At 55.6% G+C, this 19069-nt stretch carries 19 protein-coding genes; 5 read left to right on the forward strand and 14 right to left on the reverse strand.

Annotation, left to right across the window (positions count from 1 at the left end; all coding sequences use genetic code 11):
* The first annotated feature begins 127 nt into the window (after positions 1-127).
* Positions 128-1219: a peptidylprolyl isomerase gene (locus tag JUJ53_RS15050; protein ID WP_204152834.1), complete on the forward strand. Its 1092-nt coding sequence runs from the start codon at positions 128-130 to the stop codon at positions 1217-1219.
* Between the two features lie 291 nt (positions 1220-1510).
* On the opposite strand, the gene accD is transcribed toward JUJ53_RS15050, so the two are convergent.
* The 5 genes from accD to JUJ53_RS15075 all read right to left on the reverse strand — a co-directional run bounded on the left by accD (position 1511) and on the right by JUJ53_RS15075 (position 7470).
* Positions 1511-2434 (reverse strand): acetyl-CoA carboxylase, carboxyltransferase subunit beta, encoded by a 924-nt coding sequence (gene accD / locus JUJ53_RS15055; protein ID WP_204152835.1) that lies wholly within the window; start codon positions 2432-2434, stop codon positions 1511-1513.
* A 119-nt stretch (positions 2435-2553) separates the two neighbouring features.
* Positions 2554-2787 (reverse strand): hypothetical protein, encoded by a 234-nt coding sequence (locus JUJ53_RS15060; protein ID WP_204152836.1) that lies wholly within the window; start codon positions 2785-2787, stop codon positions 2554-2556.
* A gap of 143 nt (positions 2788-2930) precedes the next feature.
* The gene (locus JUJ53_RS15065; RefSeq protein WP_204152990.1) at positions 2931-3776 is read right to left on the reverse strand and encodes an A24 family peptidase; all 846 of its coding nucleotides are present in this window, start codon (positions 3774-3776) and stop codon (positions 2931-2933) included.
* Between the two features lie 220 nt (positions 3777-3996).
* Complete coding sequence (locus JUJ53_RS15070; protein ID WP_204152837.1) at positions 3997-6567, reverse strand: type I secretion system permease/ATPase; 2571 nt, start codon at positions 6565-6567, stop codon at positions 3997-3999.
* A 123-nt stretch (positions 6568-6690) separates the two neighbouring features.
* Complete coding sequence (locus JUJ53_RS15075) at positions 6691-7470, reverse strand: peptidylprolyl isomerase (RefSeq protein ID WP_204152838.1); 780 nt, start codon at positions 7468-7470, stop codon at positions 6691-6693.
* A 35-nt stretch (positions 7471-7505) separates the two neighbouring features.
* Between JUJ53_RS15075 and JUJ53_RS15080 the strand changes: the two genes are divergently transcribed.
* Positions 7506-7676 (forward strand): hypothetical protein, encoded by a 171-nt coding sequence (locus tag JUJ53_RS15080; RefSeq protein ID WP_204152839.1) that lies wholly within the window; start codon positions 7506-7508, stop codon positions 7674-7676.
* A complete protein-coding gene (locus tag JUJ53_RS15085; RefSeq protein WP_204152840.1) occupies positions 7664-8437 on the forward strand; it encodes a ZIP family metal transporter in 774 nt (257 codons plus the stop codon). The genes JUJ53_RS15080 and JUJ53_RS15085 overlap by 13 nt, the downstream gene beginning before the upstream one ends.
* On the opposite strand, the gene JUJ53_RS15090 is transcribed toward JUJ53_RS15085, so the two are convergent.
* The 9 genes from JUJ53_RS15090 to JUJ53_RS15125 form a co-directional block, all read right to left on the reverse strand.
* Positions 8406-10190, reverse strand: coding sequence for an FAD-dependent oxidoreductase (locus JUJ53_RS15090; protein WP_204152841.1), 1785 nt, complete (start codon positions 10188-10190; stop codon positions 8406-8408). The two genes, JUJ53_RS15085 and JUJ53_RS15090, sit on opposite strands and share 32 nt — an antisense overlap.
* 3 nt (positions 10191-10193) lie before the next feature.
* A complete protein-coding gene (locus JUJ53_RS15095; RefSeq protein WP_204152842.1) occupies positions 10194-11486 on the reverse strand; it encodes an O-antigen ligase family protein in 1293 nt (430 codons plus the stop codon).
* Between the two features lie 112 nt (positions 11487-11598).
* Positions 11599-13041, reverse strand: a complete 1443-nt coding sequence (wbaP, locus tag JUJ53_RS15100; RefSeq protein WP_204152843.1) for an undecaprenyl-phosphate galactose phosphotransferase WbaP — start codon at positions 13039-13041, stop codon at positions 11599-11601.
* Between the two features lie 18 nt (positions 13042-13059).
* Positions 13060-14187, reverse strand: coding sequence for a glycosyltransferase family 4 protein (locus JUJ53_RS15105; protein WP_204152991.1), 1128 nt, complete (start codon positions 14185-14187; stop codon positions 13060-13062).
* Entirely contained in the window at positions 14181-14312 is a 132-nt protein-coding gene (locus JUJ53_RS25140) for a hypothetical protein (RefSeq protein WP_275415773.1), read from the reverse strand. The genes JUJ53_RS15105 and JUJ53_RS25140 overlap by 7 nt, the downstream gene beginning before the upstream one ends.
* Before the next feature lie 347 nt (positions 14313-14659).
* A complete protein-coding gene (locus tag JUJ53_RS15110) occupies positions 14660-14803 on the reverse strand; it encodes a hypothetical protein (protein ID WP_204152844.1) in 144 nt (47 codons plus the stop codon).
* An 8-nt stretch (positions 14804-14811) separates the two neighbouring features.
* The gene (petN, locus tag JUJ53_RS15115; RefSeq protein WP_204152845.1) at positions 14812-14901 is read right to left on the reverse strand and encodes a cytochrome b6-f complex subunit PetN; all 90 of its coding nucleotides are present in this window, start codon (positions 14899-14901) and stop codon (positions 14812-14814) included.
* Between the two features lie 217 nt (positions 14902-15118).
* On the reverse strand, positions 15119-15421 hold the full coding sequence (locus tag JUJ53_RS15120) for a hypothetical protein (protein ID WP_204152846.1): 303 nt from the start codon (positions 15419-15421) through the stop codon (positions 15119-15121).
* 695 nt (positions 15422-16116) lie between these two features.
* Positions 16117-16686, reverse strand: a complete 570-nt coding sequence (locus tag JUJ53_RS15125; RefSeq protein ID WP_204152847.1) for a DUF721 domain-containing protein — start codon at positions 16684-16686, stop codon at positions 16117-16119.
* A 236-nt stretch (positions 16687-16922) separates the two neighbouring features.
* On the opposite strand from JUJ53_RS15125, the gene JUJ53_RS15130 reads away from it, so the two are divergent.
* Both JUJ53_RS15130 and JUJ53_RS15135 read left to right on the forward strand, forming a co-directional pair.
* Positions 16923-18164, forward strand: a complete 1242-nt coding sequence (locus JUJ53_RS15130; RefSeq protein ID WP_204152848.1) for an SPOR domain-containing protein — start codon at positions 16923-16925, stop codon at positions 18162-18164.
* A 153-nt stretch (positions 18165-18317) separates the two neighbouring features.
* Positions 18318-19067, forward strand: a complete 750-nt coding sequence (locus tag JUJ53_RS15135; protein WP_204152849.1) for a PspA/IM30 family protein — start codon at positions 18318-18320, stop codon at positions 19065-19067.
* The last annotated feature ends 2 nt before the right edge of the window (positions 19068-19069 follow it).

A 19069-nucleotide genomic window follows, 5' to 3' on the forward strand; every position in this document is an offset into this window, starting at 1 on the left:
TGTCGTACCAGGATCCTCTAAATGAGGCGTATGGCTTCTGGGCTGTGCGTCAGTATGAGCAATACTTGGGTATAGATTCATGTTGAATCCGTTTACATCACTGGTTCGAAGCCAGGTTTGGCATTGTATGAACCACGGGCTGCTGCGCCGGACGGTCAGTGCGATCGCCCTTGCTGCGGTGATCCTCTGCACAACCCTAGGGCTACCAAGTGCGGCCCAGGCCCTGCCGCCCGGTAATGCCATCACCGATGGTCGCGCCCTGTTGCGCTACGCCTTGCCCATTGACAATGAGCCGGTGCGCACCCTGCAATCTAGCATCGAGGATATTTCAGAAGCACTCCGGGGCCGCCGCCGCCTCAGCTCGGTGAACACGAACTTAATTCGGGCAGAGCGAATTTTGGATCGGGCCGATGACAAGCTCCTGCCCAGCGTGCGCAGCGATAAACAAGCCGAAGCCCAAGCCTTAGTAGCTGGCATCAAAGATGATATTGGTCGCTTGCGGGAGGCGATCGATACCAAAGATAAATCAGCCATCTGGGATGGACGCACCGCCATTCTCGACAAAGTTGGTCTGCTGGAAGAAGATATGGTGCAGGCCTTTCCCTTTGAAGTGCCCGCCGAGTATAGCCACCTAGCGCAGCTCAAGGGTCGGGCTACGTTAGAGGTCACCACCACCCAAGGCAGTCTCACCATGGTGGCAGATGGCTACAACGCGCCGGTGACGGCGGGTAACTTCGTCGATTTGGTGCAGCGTGGCTTCTACGACGGCTTGCCCTTCACCCGCGCCGAAGATTTCTACGTGGTGCAGGTGGGTGATCCACCAGGCCCAGACGAAGGTTTCATGGATCCCACCACCGGTGCCTACCGCGCCATTCCCCTAGAGGTGATGGTGGAAGGAGATTCTGAGCCGGTTTACGGTGTCACCCTAGAAGATGCTGGACGCTTTTTAGATCAGCCGGTGTTGCCTTTCTCGTCCTACGGCACGGTAGCCATGGCCCGTCCGGGGGATGAGCCCAACGGTGCATCATCTCAGTTCTTCTTCTTCCTGTTTGAGCCAGAATTGACGCCAGCGGGGCTCAACCTGCTCGATGGCCGCTACGCCGTCTTTGGCTATGTCGTCGATAACAAGGAAGTGCTGGGCAAGTTGAAGCCCGGCGACTCCATTGAGTCCATTCGCGTGGTGGATGGCTTAGACAACTTCATCCCGCCCCAAGCCTAAGAGCTAGCTCCACCCCTCGGTTCGCCCCCTCGCTCCCATACCGCCAAAGTAAGGGTGGGGGGCGATCGCTCGGGTACCAGTCCTGACGTCGGGTACTGCTAGGCGTAGCCGTAACGCGCCATCTTGCAAGACTTTGCTGCATTACGCCATCGCTAAGACCTCTGCCATGGGGGCGCATCTTCAGGAAGCCCCACCATGACCGATCAGACCATCCGACGAGAGCATGAGGATTTGACCACCGGCTTTCCCATCAGAGAAAAAAGGCGAGGGGCGATCGCTACCCTCCTGCCTCTAGTCTGGGCGAATCGACTCTAGCTTCAGGGTTTCGGGCACCCGCACGAAGTGGGGCGTATGCACATAGGGCTGGTGCAATAGAATCAGCTGCGCCAAGGTTTGTTTCAACTGCGGACGCGGTACGATCGCATCGACGAAGCCGTGGGTGAGCAAATATTCCGCCGTTTGGAAGTCCTCCGGCAGTTTCTCCCGCAGGGTTTGTTCTACGACTCGCCGTCCGGCAAAGCCAATCAGCGCCTTGGGTTCCGCCAAAATAATGTCCCCCAGCATGGCAAAGCTCGCCGTGACGCCGCCGGTGGTGGGATGGGTGAGCACGGGCACATAAAGCAGCCCCGCCTCGCGGTGAAATTCTAGGGCACCGGAAATTTTCGCCATTTGCATGAGGCTGAGCATTCCCTCCTGCATACGCGCCCCGCCGGAGGTGCAGATAATCACTACGGGCAAGCGTTCGCGGGTGCCGCGTTCAATCAATCGGGTGAGTTTTTCGCCCACCACAGACCCCATACTGCCGCCCATGAAGCGAAAGTCCATAACGCCAAGGACAATGGGCAGGCTGTCGAGCTGACCAATACCGGTTTGCACCGCATCAAGCAGGCCGGTTTTTTCCTGGGTTTCTCGAACGCGATCGCGATAGGCCTTGCGATCGCGGAATTCTAGGGGATCACCGGGGCGGAGGTCTTCATCGAGGGGTGTCCAGGTGCCGGGATCAATGAGCTGCTGAATGCGATCGTCGCTGAAAATGCGAATGTGGTGTCCACATTCTGGACAGACCATGCAATTGGCTCGTAAATCTTTGGTGTAGGTGAGAACACCGCAGGCTTCACACTTGTTCCATAGCCCATCGGCAATCTCGCGTTCTTGGCGATCCTTGCTAATAGGTTCTGATTTCCGCCGATTTGCAAACCAATCGAATAAAGACATGGAAATTCCACTTATGACTCAGTAAAGGGTTTAATCCAACAGGATTAGATAGAAGCTTGAAAACGGTTGCTTGAAAACGGTTGATTTTATAACAATGACATGATCTGGCGGACAGCCGGTTAGGAGAACTCCCACCCATCTGCCCCCTCCTCCTCTTCCACAGGGCTGAGGAGCAGGAGAGCCGTCCATTGATCTTGGGCGCGCACCTGCAAGACAGCCGGGGTGCTGCAGCCAAAGTGGGGAGCAATGCCCTGGTTTAAGACCCGGGATGGAATTTGGTGGGCGGTCAGGATTTGATGCATCAGGTCGGCTTCCCAGCGAGTCCCGGTGGTTTTTAGGGTGATCCAGGTCACAGCGAGTTAGGGATAATCTTATCAAAGCACGCAGAGGAACCTGCATGATGGCTTCATCATTATCAATGATGGATGAAGATTACATCAAGCCGTGGGTATTTAAAGTCATCTAAGTAGCATGGTTCCTCAGACGGCAGGCAGGTCTAAAAGGTGTCGAGCCCTGGCAGGATGAGGGACGGGAAGAACAGGTGAACATAGCCCTGAATCAGGCTTTGACCCACAAACAGCGCCAGCACGGCCCCGATCGCTAAAAAGGGGCCGAAGGGCATCGGCTGGTCTCGGTTTAATAATCCCAGGGCGATCGCTCCCCCACCGGCGAAGGCTCCAATGGCACAGGCGAGAAAACTGGCAAGCAGCAGCAGCTTCCAGCCCAGGAAAGCTCCCATCATAGCGGCCAGCTTGGCATCGCCACCACCCATGGCCGCCCGCCCGAAGGCTGCTGATCCAAGAATGGTGATCGTATCAAAGAGCCAGATGCCCAACACCGCCGCGCCAATGCCACCCATCAGGTACAGGGCCACGCCGCTCCAGCTTTGGGTGAGCATCCAGCCTAGGCTAGCTTGGAACACAAGACCCACCACCAGACCAGACTGGGTGAGCGGATTGGGCAGGGTCATGGTGTCCCAGTCGATTAACGATAGGGAGATTAGCCAACTAATGAAAGCCCAGTAGCCGAGGGTTTGCCAGGAGACGCCATACACGATGAAGGTGAGGAGAAATAGCAGGCCGGTTCCAGCTTCCACAAGGGGATAGCGAAGGGCGATCGCACTCTTGCAGTAGCGGCATTTACCCCGCAGCCACAGCCAGCCGAGCACCGGCACATTGTCGTAGGCCTTGAGGCGGTTCAGGCAGTGGGGACAGCGGGACGGGGGAAACAGCAGGGATAGCCCAGCCGGGATGCGGTAAATCACCACGTTCAAAAAGCTGCCAATGCAGCAGCCTAGGGCTAGAGCTAACCCATATCCCACCACCATTGCCATCCATTCCATCAGCAGCATGGGCCAACCCTTTCCTACGCTAGATTCCTAAACGTTCTACCCGTAACATCCACGCTCATTCTAAACATCCATCTCAGTGGGAGGAGGTAGCGATTGGCAAGCTTTCCAACATTGATCCATACTCCAATCCTGATGAGAAGAGAGTTGCGCGACGTTGAAACCCGGCAAGTTTCTAGAGTCCACCAACTTAGCCACCAACTTAGCCACCGACTTAGACAGACGCCTGCTGACGTTGATAGAGCGACCAGTAGAGCCCCTTTTGCTGGATCAGAGAATCGTGGGTGCCCCGTTCTACCACCACCCCTTTCTCCATCGCCAGAATCAAGTCCGCCCGTTTGAGCGGCGCAAAGCGGTGGGCGATCAGGAAGACGGTACGATTTTCTGACACCCGCTTTAGGTTTTCCAGCACCTGCTGTTCGGTTTCGGCATCCAGGTTGCTGGTGGCTTCATCCAAAATCAAAATCGGTGCCTTGGAGATGAACAGGCGCGCTAGGGTAATGCGCTGCCGCTGTCCGCCGGAGAGAGAGGTTCCCCGTTCTCCCACGTTGGTTTCATAGCCGTAGGGCAGGTCAGAAATGAAGTCATGGGCCACGGCCATGCGAGCCGCTTCCACCACCTCCTCGGCAGATACATCGGGGTTGCCCAGCATGATGTTTTCCACCACGGTGCCGTTGAACAGGAAGTCTTCCTGCAGCACCACGGCAATTTGCGATCGCAGAGAAGCCAAATCTGCGCTCTTCACATCAAAGCCATCAATGGAAATCCGCCCGCCTTCGGGGAGATAGAGCCGCTGAATCAGCTTAGACAGGGTGCTCTTGCCCGAGCCACTGCGCCCGACTAAGCCCACAAACATGCCTGGCTCCACGTTGAAGGACACCCCACGCAAAATTGGTTCTTGATCGCTCTGGTAGCGGAAAAACACTTGCTCGAAAGCCACTTCACCTTTTAAGGGCGGCAGCATAAGCCCCGTACCAGGCTCTGCCTCGGGAGGCACATTGAGAATATCGCCGATGCGATCCACCGCCAGCAGCACCTGCTGCAGGTTTTGCCAAAGCTGGACAAGGCGCAGCAGGGGAGCAGTGACCCGTCCCGATAGCATCTGGAAGGCTACCAATTGCCCAATGGTGAACTGCTGATCAATCACCAGCTTGGCCCCAAACCAGAGGATCAGCAGGGAGGATAGGCTGGTGAAGAAGTCGCCAATGTGGTTGCTGATATTGGCTGTGGTGGTGGCCTTGAAGCCGGTGCGGATGAAGCGAGCGTAGAGCCCTTCCCAGCGATCGCGGGAGGTTTTCTCGGCAGCATGAGCTTTGATGGAATGGATCCCGGTAATCGTTTCTACCAAGAACGACTGGCTGTCGGCACTACGGTTGAAGGTTTCGTTGAGCCAGTTTCGCAGGATGGGGGTGGCCACCAGGGTGAGAATGATAAACAGGGGAATCACCGCTAGGGCTACGCCGGTGAGGATGACGCTGTAGTAGAACATCACCACCAGGTAGACCACGGAGAAGATGCTGTCGAGGATGACGGTGAGCGCCGTGCTGGTGAGAAACTGCCGGATTTCCTCCAGCTCCTGCACCCGCGCCACGGTATCCCCCACCCGGCGGGCTTCAAAGTAGGCCAGGGGGAGGCGTAGCAAATGACGGAAAAGCTGGGCCGACAGGCTCAAGTCCAGTCGGTTGGTGGTGTGGGTGAAGATGAACATACGCAGCCCCCCCAGCAGGGACTCGAAGACCCCAATACTCAGGAGAGCGATCGCCATCACATCCAACGTTGGGATGCTTTCCTGCACCATCACCTTGTCGATAATCACCTGGGTGATAATCGGTGTGCCTAGGCCCAGGAGCTGCAGCGTAAAGGAAGCTAGCAGAACTTCGCCCAAGAGCTTGCGGTAGCGCATCACCGCTGGCAAAAACCAGGTGAGGTTAAAGCGATCCTGCTTTTGGATCAGCTCCACCTGCCAGAGAATCCCGTCCCAGGCCTCTTCCACCATGGCGCGGGGCAGGCTTTCGCAGCTTTGGTTGGGCGATAGGGGATGGCCGATGACCAAGCGATCGCCCCGTACCTCATACACCATCACCCACTCGGTGTCATTCCAGAGCATCAGGGCCGGCAGGGTGAGAGTATGTAAATCTGACCACTGGGCTAGGAGCACCCGCCGCAGATGCAGCCCCAGCTTCTCCGCCGCCGTCACCACATCCTTAGGACGTTGACCACGGAGCTGGCGCTGCACCCACTCTAGGCGAGTGGGCACCTGTAGATACTGGGCTGCCATCGTCAAACTGGCCGCAGCGGTATTCAGAGCCTGCACGAAGGGATAGCCCGCCACCGGTTGGGGCTTGCCGGATACATTGGGCTGATATTGCGATCGCAGCGATCGCCAAAATTGCTGCAGTTCTGTCGCTCGGTCTACCGTGCCTGTTGGCATGGTGCCATTGGGGGACGAGGCTTGGGTGAGGTCTTTCCAGAGCCGACTGTCCCAGGTGAGCACCGAAACGGTTTTACTAGCCGCCCGCGCCTTCCATTGATCCGACAGTTCTGGTAGCTCGCCAAACCAGTCCCCCGCTTTCAGCAGCACCGACTTGCCGTCATTGGGAACCAAGCGCACATTGCCCGAGAGTACTAAGTATTGCTTTCCTAAGCTCTCCGTTGCCCAAATGACTTCTCCGAGGCTAAAGGTCTGCACCTCGGCCTGCTGCTTGATTGAAATTTGCTCATCCGGACTCAGCCAACAGAGAGGTGGCTTAGCCCAGTCAAGATTCAACACATCGTTCGTCGTCATGCGAGGGTCTCGGAGGGGAACTAGGGCAAGGAGGGGCAACTCAAGGAGCGATCGCTCCTAAGCATAACTATCAGAATGGGATACCAGAATAGCTTGCTGGTGGCTGGCAATCAAACCCTAGGGCTAGGTCTCGCTAGCGTCATCGAGCTGGAGCTTAATGGGCAGCACCTGCATTTTTTCCACCAGCCACTGTTCAAACAACTCATCTTGTAGACTTGCTTGAAGCTGCGGATCACTGAGGGTTGCGTATAAAAATTCTTCGATGCGGAAGAGCCCCCAGCGCTCCTCTAGCCCTATGGGCCCGACAATATCGCCCACCTTGGCAGTATCGATCGCTGCCCGCAGCAGATCCGGCATGGTGCCGCGACTGACCGGGCCCACCATACCGTTGACAATCTTGTCGTCGGTGAGAGAATACTCCCGTGCCAAGTGCTCAAAGGTGGCTGTCTCCTCCAAAATCTGGGTCTTCAGCTCATCCGCGACGTCTTTGTCGTCCACAATAATACGGGACAAAACCACCCGGTCTAGGAAAATCTTGCGCTCAATAAAATATTCCTGCAGCTTCGGCTCGGTGACCAGCTCCCGCAACTTGCGCATTCGGAAGCTCTGGGACACTTGGGCGTGGAACGCTTCATAATTAAGGCCATTGCTGGTTAGCCAGTCTTGAAACGCCTGGGAGTCACTCAACTGGCGCTCTAGGCGAAAGTCAATAATGGTCTGCTCAATGGTAGCGGCATTGATCTTGAGATCCTCGGCCCGTTCCTTCAACTGACGTTCTAGAACAAACTGGCGCAGGATCTCACCGATAAATCCGTCAAACTTGCGTCCAGCCTGGAGATACCGAACAGCCTGGGTGATGGTAATCGGCTCATCGTCGATCGTTAGAAACGGTTCAAATGCCATAAATCCTAGAAGTATAACGATCAGCACCCCCTATTATGCCCAAATCCTTTCCATTTCAGTCAGATGGATTACAGCACATTAAGGAAGGCGATCGCCCCTCCCCATCCTCAATCAGCCAGGAAGACTGGCTAAAACGAAGTCGTTATGACTATGATATAGAGATTGAAACCAGTAGCCCAGAGGAGGTGTGTGGATGGATCATGTGATGCAGGGATTTCTGGCCAGTTTGCTGGCAGGGTTGGGGACGGCGCTGGGAGCTTTACCCGTGCTGTTTGCCGTGAATTTGACCCAGCGACTGCAGGCGGTACTTTTAGGCATCGGTGGCGGCATTATGCTGGCAGCAACCTCCTTTTCGCTGCTAGTGCCGGGTAAGGATGCAGCGATCGCCCTGGGATTTCCCCAAACCCATGCGGCCTTGATCATGGTGACAGGCATGTTGCTGGGGGGTGGCTTCCTCTGGTTTGCCCACAATTACTTTCCCCATGAGCATTTCTTCAAAGGCAGGGAAGGGCCTCAAAAGCAGCACCTGAAGCAGATTTGGCTCTTTGTGATTGCGATCGCCCTGCATAACCTACCGGAGGGTTTGGCTGTAGGCGTTGCGTTTGGGGCCGAGGATACCACCACGGCGACGGCCTTGGCCTTGGGCATTGGGCTGCAAAATATTCCTGAAGGTCTGGTTGTTGCCCTGGCCCTGCGGGAGTTGGGCTATGCCCGATCCTATGCCATTGGTGTGTCCACGATGACAGGCTTATTGGAGCCCATCGGCGGTCTTTTCGGCGCGGCGGTGGTGTCGGTGTCCCAGCCCTTACTGCCATGGGGGATGGCCTTTGCGGCAGGAGCCATGCTGTTTGTGATTGTGGATGAAATTATCCCCGAGGTCAGCAACAAGGGCTGGGATCAAGAGGGAACAGTGGGAGCCATGATTGGCTTTGTGGTCATGATGTTTTTGGATGTGGCGTTGGGTTAAGGGGGGCGATCGCGTCGGCCAATAGCCAGTTGCCCGCAGGGTTAATCCGTCCTTGAATCTGCAGGCGATCGCCGCTTTGGTAGGTTTGCATCTGGTGATCCACATAGGGATCCAGGGTGACAAGATTAAGGCTAGTCATGCCCTCAACACCATCATCCCCCAAGAAGCGATAGTCCTGATCCCCCAAGCGCTGGAAAGTGCCGGTGTAGCTGGGACTGGTGGGAGGGACGCTGGCAGATGGACTCCCTTGGGGAGGTAGGCGATCGCCCCGATCCAACACCGCTCGCTGCTGATCTAGCCAGGCAGGATCACTAGGGCAACAGTGGATCAAAGGCACAACCGCCGCCGGCGCAAGCGGATCGGTGAGTAGGGCATCCTGCAGCGATCGCACCGCCAAATCCCGAGGCTGAATGCCCTGTTCTACACAAAGCGCTGCGGCCATGCCCGCCGCCTGCCCCAAGGCCAAAACCACCGGCTGCAAACGCGTTGCCCCGGTGGCCATGTGGGACACCGAGATAGCTTTGTCGCAGACCAAGAGGCCGTCGATCTCAGCGGGGATCAGGCAGCCATAGGGCAAGGCGAAGGGCGTCCCCGTCCAGCGTCCGCCCCAGCGCATAGCTTTGGGCGCAAGGGGCAGAGTCATGCCGGGGTAGTGATGATCGTTGACGTAGTTCCCCAGGGCGATCGCGGTAATGTCGCCAGCGGCATTCACCGGCAACAGTGCCGCCCCATGATCAGCCTGGGGCAAAATATCGCCCTCGGTCACCGTGACCAATCCTTGCAGGCGACGGCTTTCGCGGTAGTAGGGATGGAGGGCATAGGCTCCCCCGCCGAGGACGCCGAGCTGTACAGGAAAGGTATCGCTGGCGAGACCATAACGCCGACCGCCCACCTGCTGCACATAGCGGGCTAGATTTTGGCTATGCCATAGGGCTTCTTGACCATAGGCTTGGCGATCGCCCTCGGATCCAACCAGTCGCTGTAAATCATGGCCATAGTCATTGCCATCGTTGGGCCAGTTGATCATGAAGCGATGCCCCGGTAGCCGCCCATAGTTCAGCCAGTGGCGCAGATCCATGTCCTGCCAAGCCGTTTTGAATGCGTTGTCCGACGCTAAGGGACTGGGGGGAATCTCGGGAGCGATCGCCCCTTCACCCAAGTCCTGCATCACCACCACCCAAGTGGGAGATTGAACCGGATAGCGCTGGGTGAGGGCGTTGGGCCCAGGAGGCGCACTCGGCTCTTGCCAGTCGGGCTGCCAGTCCCAGCCCCAGCGGTGGGGCACATCACCAAGGGAGAGCAGATCCCCCAGTTCCGTACCGTCAAGGATGATCTGGGCCTGGATACAGACCTGGTCGAAGGTGACTGAGCAAAGGCGATCGCCCCGTTTGTTGACCGATCGCGGTGGGCCGAGCTGTTTCCAGGTTAAGCAGGGCAGCGATCGCGCCCAGTCGGCAAAAATGCTGGCTCCCACCCGAGGTTCGTAGGTGAAGAAGCTAACCCAGCTATGGTCTAGACCGCCCGCCTGCCGCTGGCGCAGCTCCCGCAGAAACGCGCCCCATAATCCCGTTTGCCAAGGCAGCAGTTCATTCCCGTCGGGAGCCGATACCCCAGCACTGGTCAGCATTCCCCCCAGCCATGGGCCATCGGTGGCAACGATCGTTTGCACCCCACGCCTGGCCGCTTGAAGAGCCGCCGCCGTTCCGCCGGTGCCGCCGCCCACCACCAACACCTGCGTCTGCCACTGTTCCATGACTTAGCTCTCCAATCCTAGGCGCGATCGCCCTTGAGCCGAGGACAACTGGGTAAACGTGTAAATGCCCGCCAACACAAACCAGTTCATGATGTTGATGCGGGAATCGTAGAAGGTGATATCAAACAATGAAAACAGAGTGCAACCACCAAAAGCCATCAAGTAGCCTAGCAAAATAGCGTTGTGGGATTGGCTAAAGCCCTGGTCAAGCAGCAGCCAGACCGCTTTGAAGCAGATATAGCCGATGGTCAGTGTCATAATTACCATGGCTAAAACCCCCACCTCACACCCCATCAGCAGCCAAAAGTTATGGGGATGGGTGACCATCGGCAATCCCATATCATTGCGTTCTGGATAGAGAAACTTAAAGTTACCCAGACCCCAGCCCAGCCATGGGCGTTCCTGCATCAGTGTCCAGCCAATTTTCCAAATACCAAGGCGAGGATCTTGGGTGAAGATATTGAGGGAGAGCGATCGCCCTCCCAGCCCCATGCCGAGAATGCTGACGATGATGGCTCCTAGACCGACAAGCCCCACCCAAAACATTTTGTAGTTGACCTTGATGAGGATGCTAGCCGTAATAATTTGCGCAACGGCAATCAGAACACCATTGCGGGAGCCGGAACAAAAAATGCCCACCAGGTTAGCGTAGGTGGCGACATAGAGCCAGCGGTTGGCAATCCAATAAGCGGGGCCTGCCTCAGGGAGCGATCGCTGGGCATCCAAAGACCGCTTGATAATCAATCCCAAACCTAGGGCAAGCACCAGAACCAGAAAACTAGCTAGCGTATTGGGATGATCAAAAACTGATAGAGCCCGTTCGCGGTGAGGCGTTTGGCGCAGCCACAGCACCAGAGGAAAACGACGGATATCTCGGGGAAGAATCCGCAGCTTGGCAATATATTGCACCAGCGCATAGAGGTTGATGGGAATAGAGACCAAGACGATATCTAGGGCCAATTTCTCCAACTGCTCAGTGCGATTGAGCACAAAGGGCAGCAGGGAAAATAGCAGGAAAAACGGTAGGAAATTCCACAGGTGTAGCAGGGCTTCGCCGCGATTGTAGGCAAACCAAGCGCTCAACACCATCAGCCCGCTGACGCCCATGAGCCCACATCCAATCCACCGATCAACCGCCAAGCGCCGAAAGCGCTGTGCCACAGCACCCATGACAAACAGCAACCCTGGAAAACAGACATAGCTGATGTAGGGCAGGCTGAGTAGACTGAGGCGAAAAATGCGTTGACTCCACTTCACAGTATCTAAAACAATCCAAGTCTTCGTTACGATTCCCAAGGCAAAACACCTAACATATAGGGTCTTATCATCAAAGTCTGGCAGGTTGTCTGAATGTCACAAATGATACCGTCAGGTTCTATCTCTTAGCCTGAAGGCTACCCTAGCGGCGCTAATAGGCTCCTTCCCCAAACGCCACCACCCAAACGGTGCGCATCAAAATGTAAAAATCTAGCCATACTGACCAGTTGCGCACGTAGTAGGCATCTAAATTGACCCGTTCATCATAGGTAATATTGTTGCGCCCAGAAACCTGCCACAGTCCCGTGAGCCCCGGACTGACTTTGGTATATAGCTCAAAGGTGTCTCCATAGCGGGGAATTTCTTCATCCACAATAGGACGTGGCCCCACTAGACTCATTTCGCCGCGCAAAATGTTCCAGAGCTGGGGCAACTCATCTAAGCTCGTACGTCGCAAAAACCGCCCCACCCGCGTCACCCTGGGATCGCGCTTGAGTTTATGGTCTTGCTCCCAGGATTCTCGCAATTCTGGGTGGTGATCAAGATAGTCTTGTAGGGCGCGATCGGCATGTTGCACCATCGATCGAAATTTCCAGGCTTTGAACGGACGACCACCGCGTCCCAGACGTGTGTGACCGTAAAAGATCGGGCCGGGAGAGTCAAGACGAATCAACAGGGCAATGATGGCAATAAAGGGAATCAACAGCAATCCCCCTAGGATGGTAGCCATTAGATCGACCATGAGCTTGGTAAAGCGGGGGCCGGGCAGAAGTAACTGTTGGCGCACCTCTAGCCCTAAGACGCCGCCCATGTCCCTAGCTTCCACCCACAGGCTAGAAAAGCCAAACAGGTCGGGAATGATGAGCAGATGGGCGAAGGTTTGGCCATAACGTTCTAATAGGCGCAGAAGACGCCCTCTGGGCACACCTGGCATAGCGACGATCGCGTAGGGAATCCGTCGGGCTCGGGCTAATCCTGGTGCAAGTTCTAAACCACCCACCACCGGAACCCCGTGGAGCGAGCCATGCTTGTCTGGGTCATCGTCTAAGACCAGCACCGGCTTCAAGCCAATGCCCGGCCGTCGCAGCAGGGTGCGAATCAGCAGGTCTCCAGTTTTCCCAGCCCCCAAAATCATTACGGGATAGCCCCACCAGGATCGATGGGCAAAGGTATGGCGAGTCAAAATACGGCCGAGCAGCACAAGCAAGATAGACAGCACCCAGGCCATGAGAAAGATGCCCCGCGAATAAACTTCGCCTTCGCGGCGCAGGAAGGTTGCTGAGCCTAGCACCAAGTACATGAGCGTTGTCGTAACGCTAATCCACCGCAGTTCATCCACCGGGCTCAGAGCCACGCCCGGATAGAGCCCCACAATCGCATAGGCCAAGATAAAGAGCCCCAGCACGGGCCAAAGCTGCCAATAGAGCGATGGATGGTACTGCCCATTCAAGGCGAGGCGTATGTAGACGCTAGAAACGCAAGCTATGGTTAAGGCAATCAAGTCGGCGCTGAGAGCGATCGCCAAGGTAGGCCAAGAGCGCGTGGAGACTCTTAGTGCTGATAACGCCGGTCGTATAGTTTGATCCAACTGCATTCGGTTTCCCCCTCGCTATTACTCTATGCCATCCCTTTGCTGAAATTGCGCCCACTTTTGATCAACAAAGGTAGAGAACTCTCTGCGAAAGCGTTCTGGGCTATAGTGTGCAGCATGTTCATGCAGCATGTCTGGATCAAAGCTCTGCTGGCTCGTTTCAAACTGGGTTATCGCTTCGATCAGGCTCTCGATGGTTTGCTCCGGAAAGAGTTGCCCGGTCTTCCCCGGAATTACGGTTTCGGTGACGCCGCCTTTGCCATAGGCAATCACCGGGGCTCCAGCGGCTTGGGCTTCGACGGGGGTGATGCCAAAGTCTTCTTCGGCGGCAAATACAAAGGCTTTGCAGCGCTGCATGTAGTCGGCCACCACGGCATCCGGCTGTTGACCCAGCCAGGTGATATTGGGGGTGAACAGGGGCTGAAGTTTGGCGCGATCGCTGCCATCGCCAATCACCACCAAGGGTAAACCTAACTGGGCAAAGGCGGCCACGATCAGATCAACGCGCTTGTAGGGCACGAAGCGAGACACGGTTAGATAGAAGTCATCGCGCTGGCGGGACGGACGGAAGCGATCGACGGCCACGGGAGGATAGATCACGGTGGCGGGCCGGCGATAGGTTTTCCAAATGCGGCGGGCGATGTACCGGGAGTTAGCGACGAAATGATCAACGCGGTTGGCGGTGGCAACATCCCAAAGGCGCAGATAGTGGAGGGTTGCCCGGACGGCGATCGCTTTCACACCGCGACTCAGACCAGGGCCCTTGAGATAGTGGTGATGTAAATCCCAAGCATAGCGAATGGGGGTGTGGACATAGCTGATGTGCAGTTGATCGGCACGGGTTAAGGCTCCTTTAGCTACAGCATGGCTACTGGACACCACCACATCGTAGCGATCCAAATCAAACTGCTCTACCGCTAGGGGCATCAGCGGTAAGTATTGGCGAAAGTGCTTCTTGGCAAAGGGGAGATGCTGGAGAAACGAGGTCGAAACGGATTTGTGCTGAATAAAAGCTTTGAGATGGTCTGGGAGGAATTCAACCAGGCTGAAGAGGTCAGCGTCAGGGTAATGGGCCAGAATCTGTTCCACAACTTGCTCCGAGCCCGCACGCGTCACTAGCCATTCATGGACGATCGCCAGCTTTACCATGAACACGAGAGAGCGATCGCTCCCAGGGATCGTTGAAGCTGCCGAGAAACATCGATGCTGAGCTTATGGAACGAGGGGTGGTCTGGCGTCACGGAGGCGATCGCCGCTTTAAGCAGCCTATGCATGGTGGTCGTGCTCCCTGATTCTGCTTGAGGTTGGCGTTGAACTCAACGTCTTCTCCCACGACGACGAGGGCGGTAAAAAGTTCGGCACCCATGAAAAAGCCCTCACCAAGGAGGGCAATCTTGCTATAAAACCATGCCAAGGTGGTCACGCAAGGAAATGCTTGGAAAACAGCTCACGCCTAGAAGCGCTGTCTATCACTGAGGCTAGACATATCGATGCCGACGTCTTAGGTACGGCGCAGAACCTACAGCTCTCCAAAGTCTTGATCAGTTAACTGCCTCTAGGATTGATCGCCTCTAGGGTTAATCGCCTCTAGTAATCTTTAGCGACTGATCGTTGGCGATCGCTATCGATCGCGCTGTTCTTTTTCCCGCCGGCGGCGATCGCGCCATTCTACAGCGGTCAAGTAAGCAACGCCGCCGGTAAACGTCACTAGCAGCGCTAGAGCAACAACGGCTAACGAACTTAGGGCAATTGCTTCAGCATTCATAGGTCTTTCTAGAATCCGTTCCGGGCCCAGACCACCATGGAGATGGAAAACGTGAAGACCACTAAGAGCGAAACCCAGCCTAATGTCAAAATATCCATGGTTATGATGTGAAGGTGAAAGTGTCACAGGTATGTATCCTCACCTCATCATAATCCAAAGTTGTCTCGCAACGAAGCTCTTAGGAAAGAGGCTAGCCATTCTCGCAACAACCAGCCATTGGCTCCCAGGGCAACGTCCATAACCGTGGGCTAGGTCTGCCACGTCGAAGGCTCTAGACCTACGGCAGCAACCACTGCCCAGTCGGTCAATCTAGCCCTAGGCCACTTCCGCCTCTACCTCTGTCATACAGGCAAGCGTCAACTCGCTGTGGGCAATGATTTCACAGTCTGGCAATTCTTCAGTTTCCAGAGTAAACACGGGTTCTGACCACATGGCAATTCCTCCCGGAAGCACGCCCATGCTTTCCCAGGTTGGCGCAAAGGGCGGCAAGGCCAAGGAACAAGCTCGCCAGCTTCCCTTGACGGGGGAGCCAAGCTGCTGGCACTGCCCACCTCGTCGTCCTTCGGTTACATAGTGCTGACAATGGCGACAAGCAGAAACAGAATTTTGGTTTCTCATGAGAGGAATGTCATCGGCACAAAACTGTACTTTCTATTGTTGTCTTTAGCATTCCCAGGTTTTTCGAATTACGAACAGGTCAAGTGCCTTATAGCTCTTGAATTCAGCGATCCCAAAGAAAAAATGATATTTAGATTGTCTTTAGGTTTCCATTACGAGGAAGACACAAATGTTAGGCATTAGATATAAATTTTCGATTTCCTAGAAATCAAGCCTGCTTTTTTACAAAAAGCACTGGGGATCACGTCCAAAACCGAGCGATCCAATCACAAATTGCAAGTTTAATGTGATGAAAGTGGGCAAATCCTAAAATATTTTGATTTGTAACTGTTATGGGTAAATCAAACTATTTTTGCTACTGAAGACATCCAGTTTTTGTGATCCTAAGGTGCTGTATAACAGCGTCAATTCGACTGGCGTACTCCCAATCACCCTGATCTAGTGAAACGATAGGAGATGGGCCGCCACCGCTCAGTTCAAACGGTGGCATCTCCGTTGTAGGGTAGTCAGATATGCCGTAACGCACCGTCTCATAAGGCTTTAACGCGTTACAGCTACGTCTAACGCATCCTAACTGGTACGAGTCAACAACTGGTTGAAAACTGGTTGACGGACAAATCTTCTGGCGTAGGTGGATTGAGCAGCGTGAAGCTCAACGCCAGCCTAGAGCCATCCCGTGGATAGTTCCCCTGAACTCATGCCCAGCCCTTGGCTGCACAGAGAGAGCATACCGACCAACGCTGTAATTCGCCTGGAGGGGTGGGGCATTGACAGGTGGGGCAGAGCGGTAGATGACGCGATCGCTGCTGGATAAGAGACGACCAGCGCTGAAATGCCTCGTCAGACGTTTGGCAGCGCGGGCGGGTGGGGGGCTTGTTAACAGGTTCTGGCAAACGGCTGGGATGGAGCCGCCAGGTGGATAGATCCTCCATTTGTTCGATGGTGATAGACGAGGGGGATGACCATTGAGTAGTAGAGAAGCGAATATCTTGCAGCGTATCGGCTTGTAGGTAGTCAGCGAGGTGATGATTGAGCTTGTCTAAGAGGCGTAGGCGTTCAAAGGAAAGGTTTTGGGCCCAAGCCGAGTTAGATGTGGCAACGATTAACACTTGGCGCTGGATAGCAACAGGACGAGTCTGGGCCGCAACGGCTGCGCCCACCACCTCGGGCCAGCAGTTGAGCAAGGCTTGAAAACTACGGCGCGATCGCCATTGAGGCTTCGTTTCAACGGCGTGAATCAGGTGTTGTAAGGATTGAAACGTCATGGTTCGCTCATCCGCAGGTAGACTCTGGCATGGGAAAGTTGGTCAAATTCTCAACTTGCGTTTATGATCCCCAAATGAAGCTACCGATTCCAGCCCATTGAGGAGATATATCCTTATTATGTGTGGAGAACTGTATCGGAACTAGCGTTGGTTCTTGGCTGGGAATGTGATGCCTATCGCGCAGATCGGATACCCGCGCAGATCAGACGCCTTCGACGCTTTGGGAGATTTTAGTCATGCCGAATTCCTTGCTTTCTAACCTCAATCGGGATTCTGACGGCGGATCAGATTCTCAGGATGCTGTTTTACACCCTCTATTACAAGCTGCCCTGCTGGGTTTAGATACCGAGTTAGATCAAGAATTAGCGCGCTATCGACGGCAGCGATCGCTTAAATCCGGGCGATCGCCGCGCCGTGTCCAGCGTCCTATGCATGAACCGCAAGAGCGCACCCCATTGCCAGCGTTAGCAGCCGGAACAGCAGCCCTAGCTGGGGTACAGTCACGGCAGACTGCAGCGCCGGAGCAGGCGATCGATCCTACCCCGGCTGCTTTAGCAACGCCTGGCAACCACCATCTAGACACTCCCGTTCCCGATGATTACATGGAGTCGTCTGAAGAGCTGCTGCGTAGCTTGGCAGACGAAGCACCGCCGGCTCAGCCGACCTATGAACCGGACGAAGACGAGCCTGGCCTGATGGCTAGCTTGTTGACTCCGCTGGGAATTGGGTCAATGCTCTTACTCTTACTCTCTAGCGCCACTCTCGGCTACGTCATTCTCAATCCCTCGCTGGTGGGGTTGCCCAGTCTAGGACAGTGGGGCGATCGCACCACGGCGGAAGGTGTTGTATCGCCATCGACCCAGGGTGGAATCCCCAATCCCAACCTAGCGGAGGAGGAATTTGTGGACTTGGGGTTAGATACCCTCAGCACCCTGCCACGCACAGGACAACCTTCCCAGCCATCGCCACCCTCAGCAAATGCGGCGGCCCCTGCTCCAAGCGCTAATGCTCCAACGGCAGCTCCAACGGCAGCTCCAACCACCACCTCCACAGCTCTTACAACCCAGTTGCAACCTGCCTTAACGCCAGAGGTCGTTGAACCCAGTCCTTCCGTTGAATCAGATTCCTCGGATGTCGTCTACGTTCCTGATCCAGAGCCGGTGGCAGTGACACCGGCTGCACCCGTTCAGCCCCCGGCTCCCGAGCCAGCCTATACGCCAGCCCCTGCACCAGCCCCTGCCGAGACTGCAGCAGCACCTTCAACAGCACCGTCTAACTATTACTATGTGGTGACAGACTACAGCGGCGATCGCAGTTTGGAGGATGCTCGCCAAGCCGTGGGAGATGCCTATGTGCGCAACTTCCCAGAGGCAGGAGCCCAGGTGCAGTTTGGGGCCTTTAGCGACCCAGAGCGCGCTGAAGCCTTGCTCGATGAGCTATCTAACCAAGGGATTTCGGCTGAGATTTATCAACCCTAGGCACAACCTGAGGCCCCTAACTGCAAAACCGGATAGCTCGTGGTTCAACACCGGATAGCTCGTGGTTCAACGGACGAGAGCTAAGCTCGTGCGATACCATGAAATGGACTGCCTTATCAGTCATGGTGCTGGGTTTCGTTAGTGGAGACGGGTATGGGATTTTTTCAACGAGTCGGCCGGGTGATTCGAGCTAACCTCAATTCCTTAGTGAGTCAAGCCGAAGACCCTGAAAAGATTCTAGAGCAAGCCGTAAACGACATGCAAAATGATCTGATCGAGATGCGCCAGGGCGTGGCCCAAGCGATCGCGACTCAGAAACGCACGGAACGGCAGCATAGTCAGGCCCAGTCTACGGCGGATGAGTGGTACCAGCGGGCCCAGTTAGCGCTGCAAAAAGGGGATGAAAACCTAGCTCGCGAAGCCCTCAGCCGCCGCAAGACCTATCAGGAAACGGCTGATAGCCTCGGTCGTCAGCTTCCTCAGCAGCAAGCCGTCGTTGATAATCTGCGCCAGAACATGATGAGTCTAGAGCGCAAGATTTCGGATGCAAAAACCAAGAAGGATATGTACATTGCCCGAGCGCGATCGGCTAAGGCATCGCAACAGCTCAATGACATGCTGGGTCGGGTGGGCACCACTGGAGCCATGCAGGCCTTTGAGCGCATGGAAGAACGGGTGCATGAGCTAGAAGCTCGATCGGAAGCCGTAGCGGAGCTAGGGAAGGATGATCTAGAAAGTCGGTTCTCTGCCTTGGAGGGTAGTAGTGTCGATGATGATCTGGCAGCGATGAAAGCAGAGTTAAGCGGGCGATCGCCCCAGAGTTTGCCCGCCAGTCCTGCGGCCCACACGCCAGAGATTGACCACGAGCTAGAAGAGCTGCGATCGAAGGTTGATAATTCCTGAGC

This window comes from Leptolyngbya sp. CCY15150, from assembly GCF_016888135.1.
Taxonomy (GTDB): domain Bacteria; phylum Cyanobacteriota; class Cyanobacteriia; order RECH01; family RECH01; genus RECH01.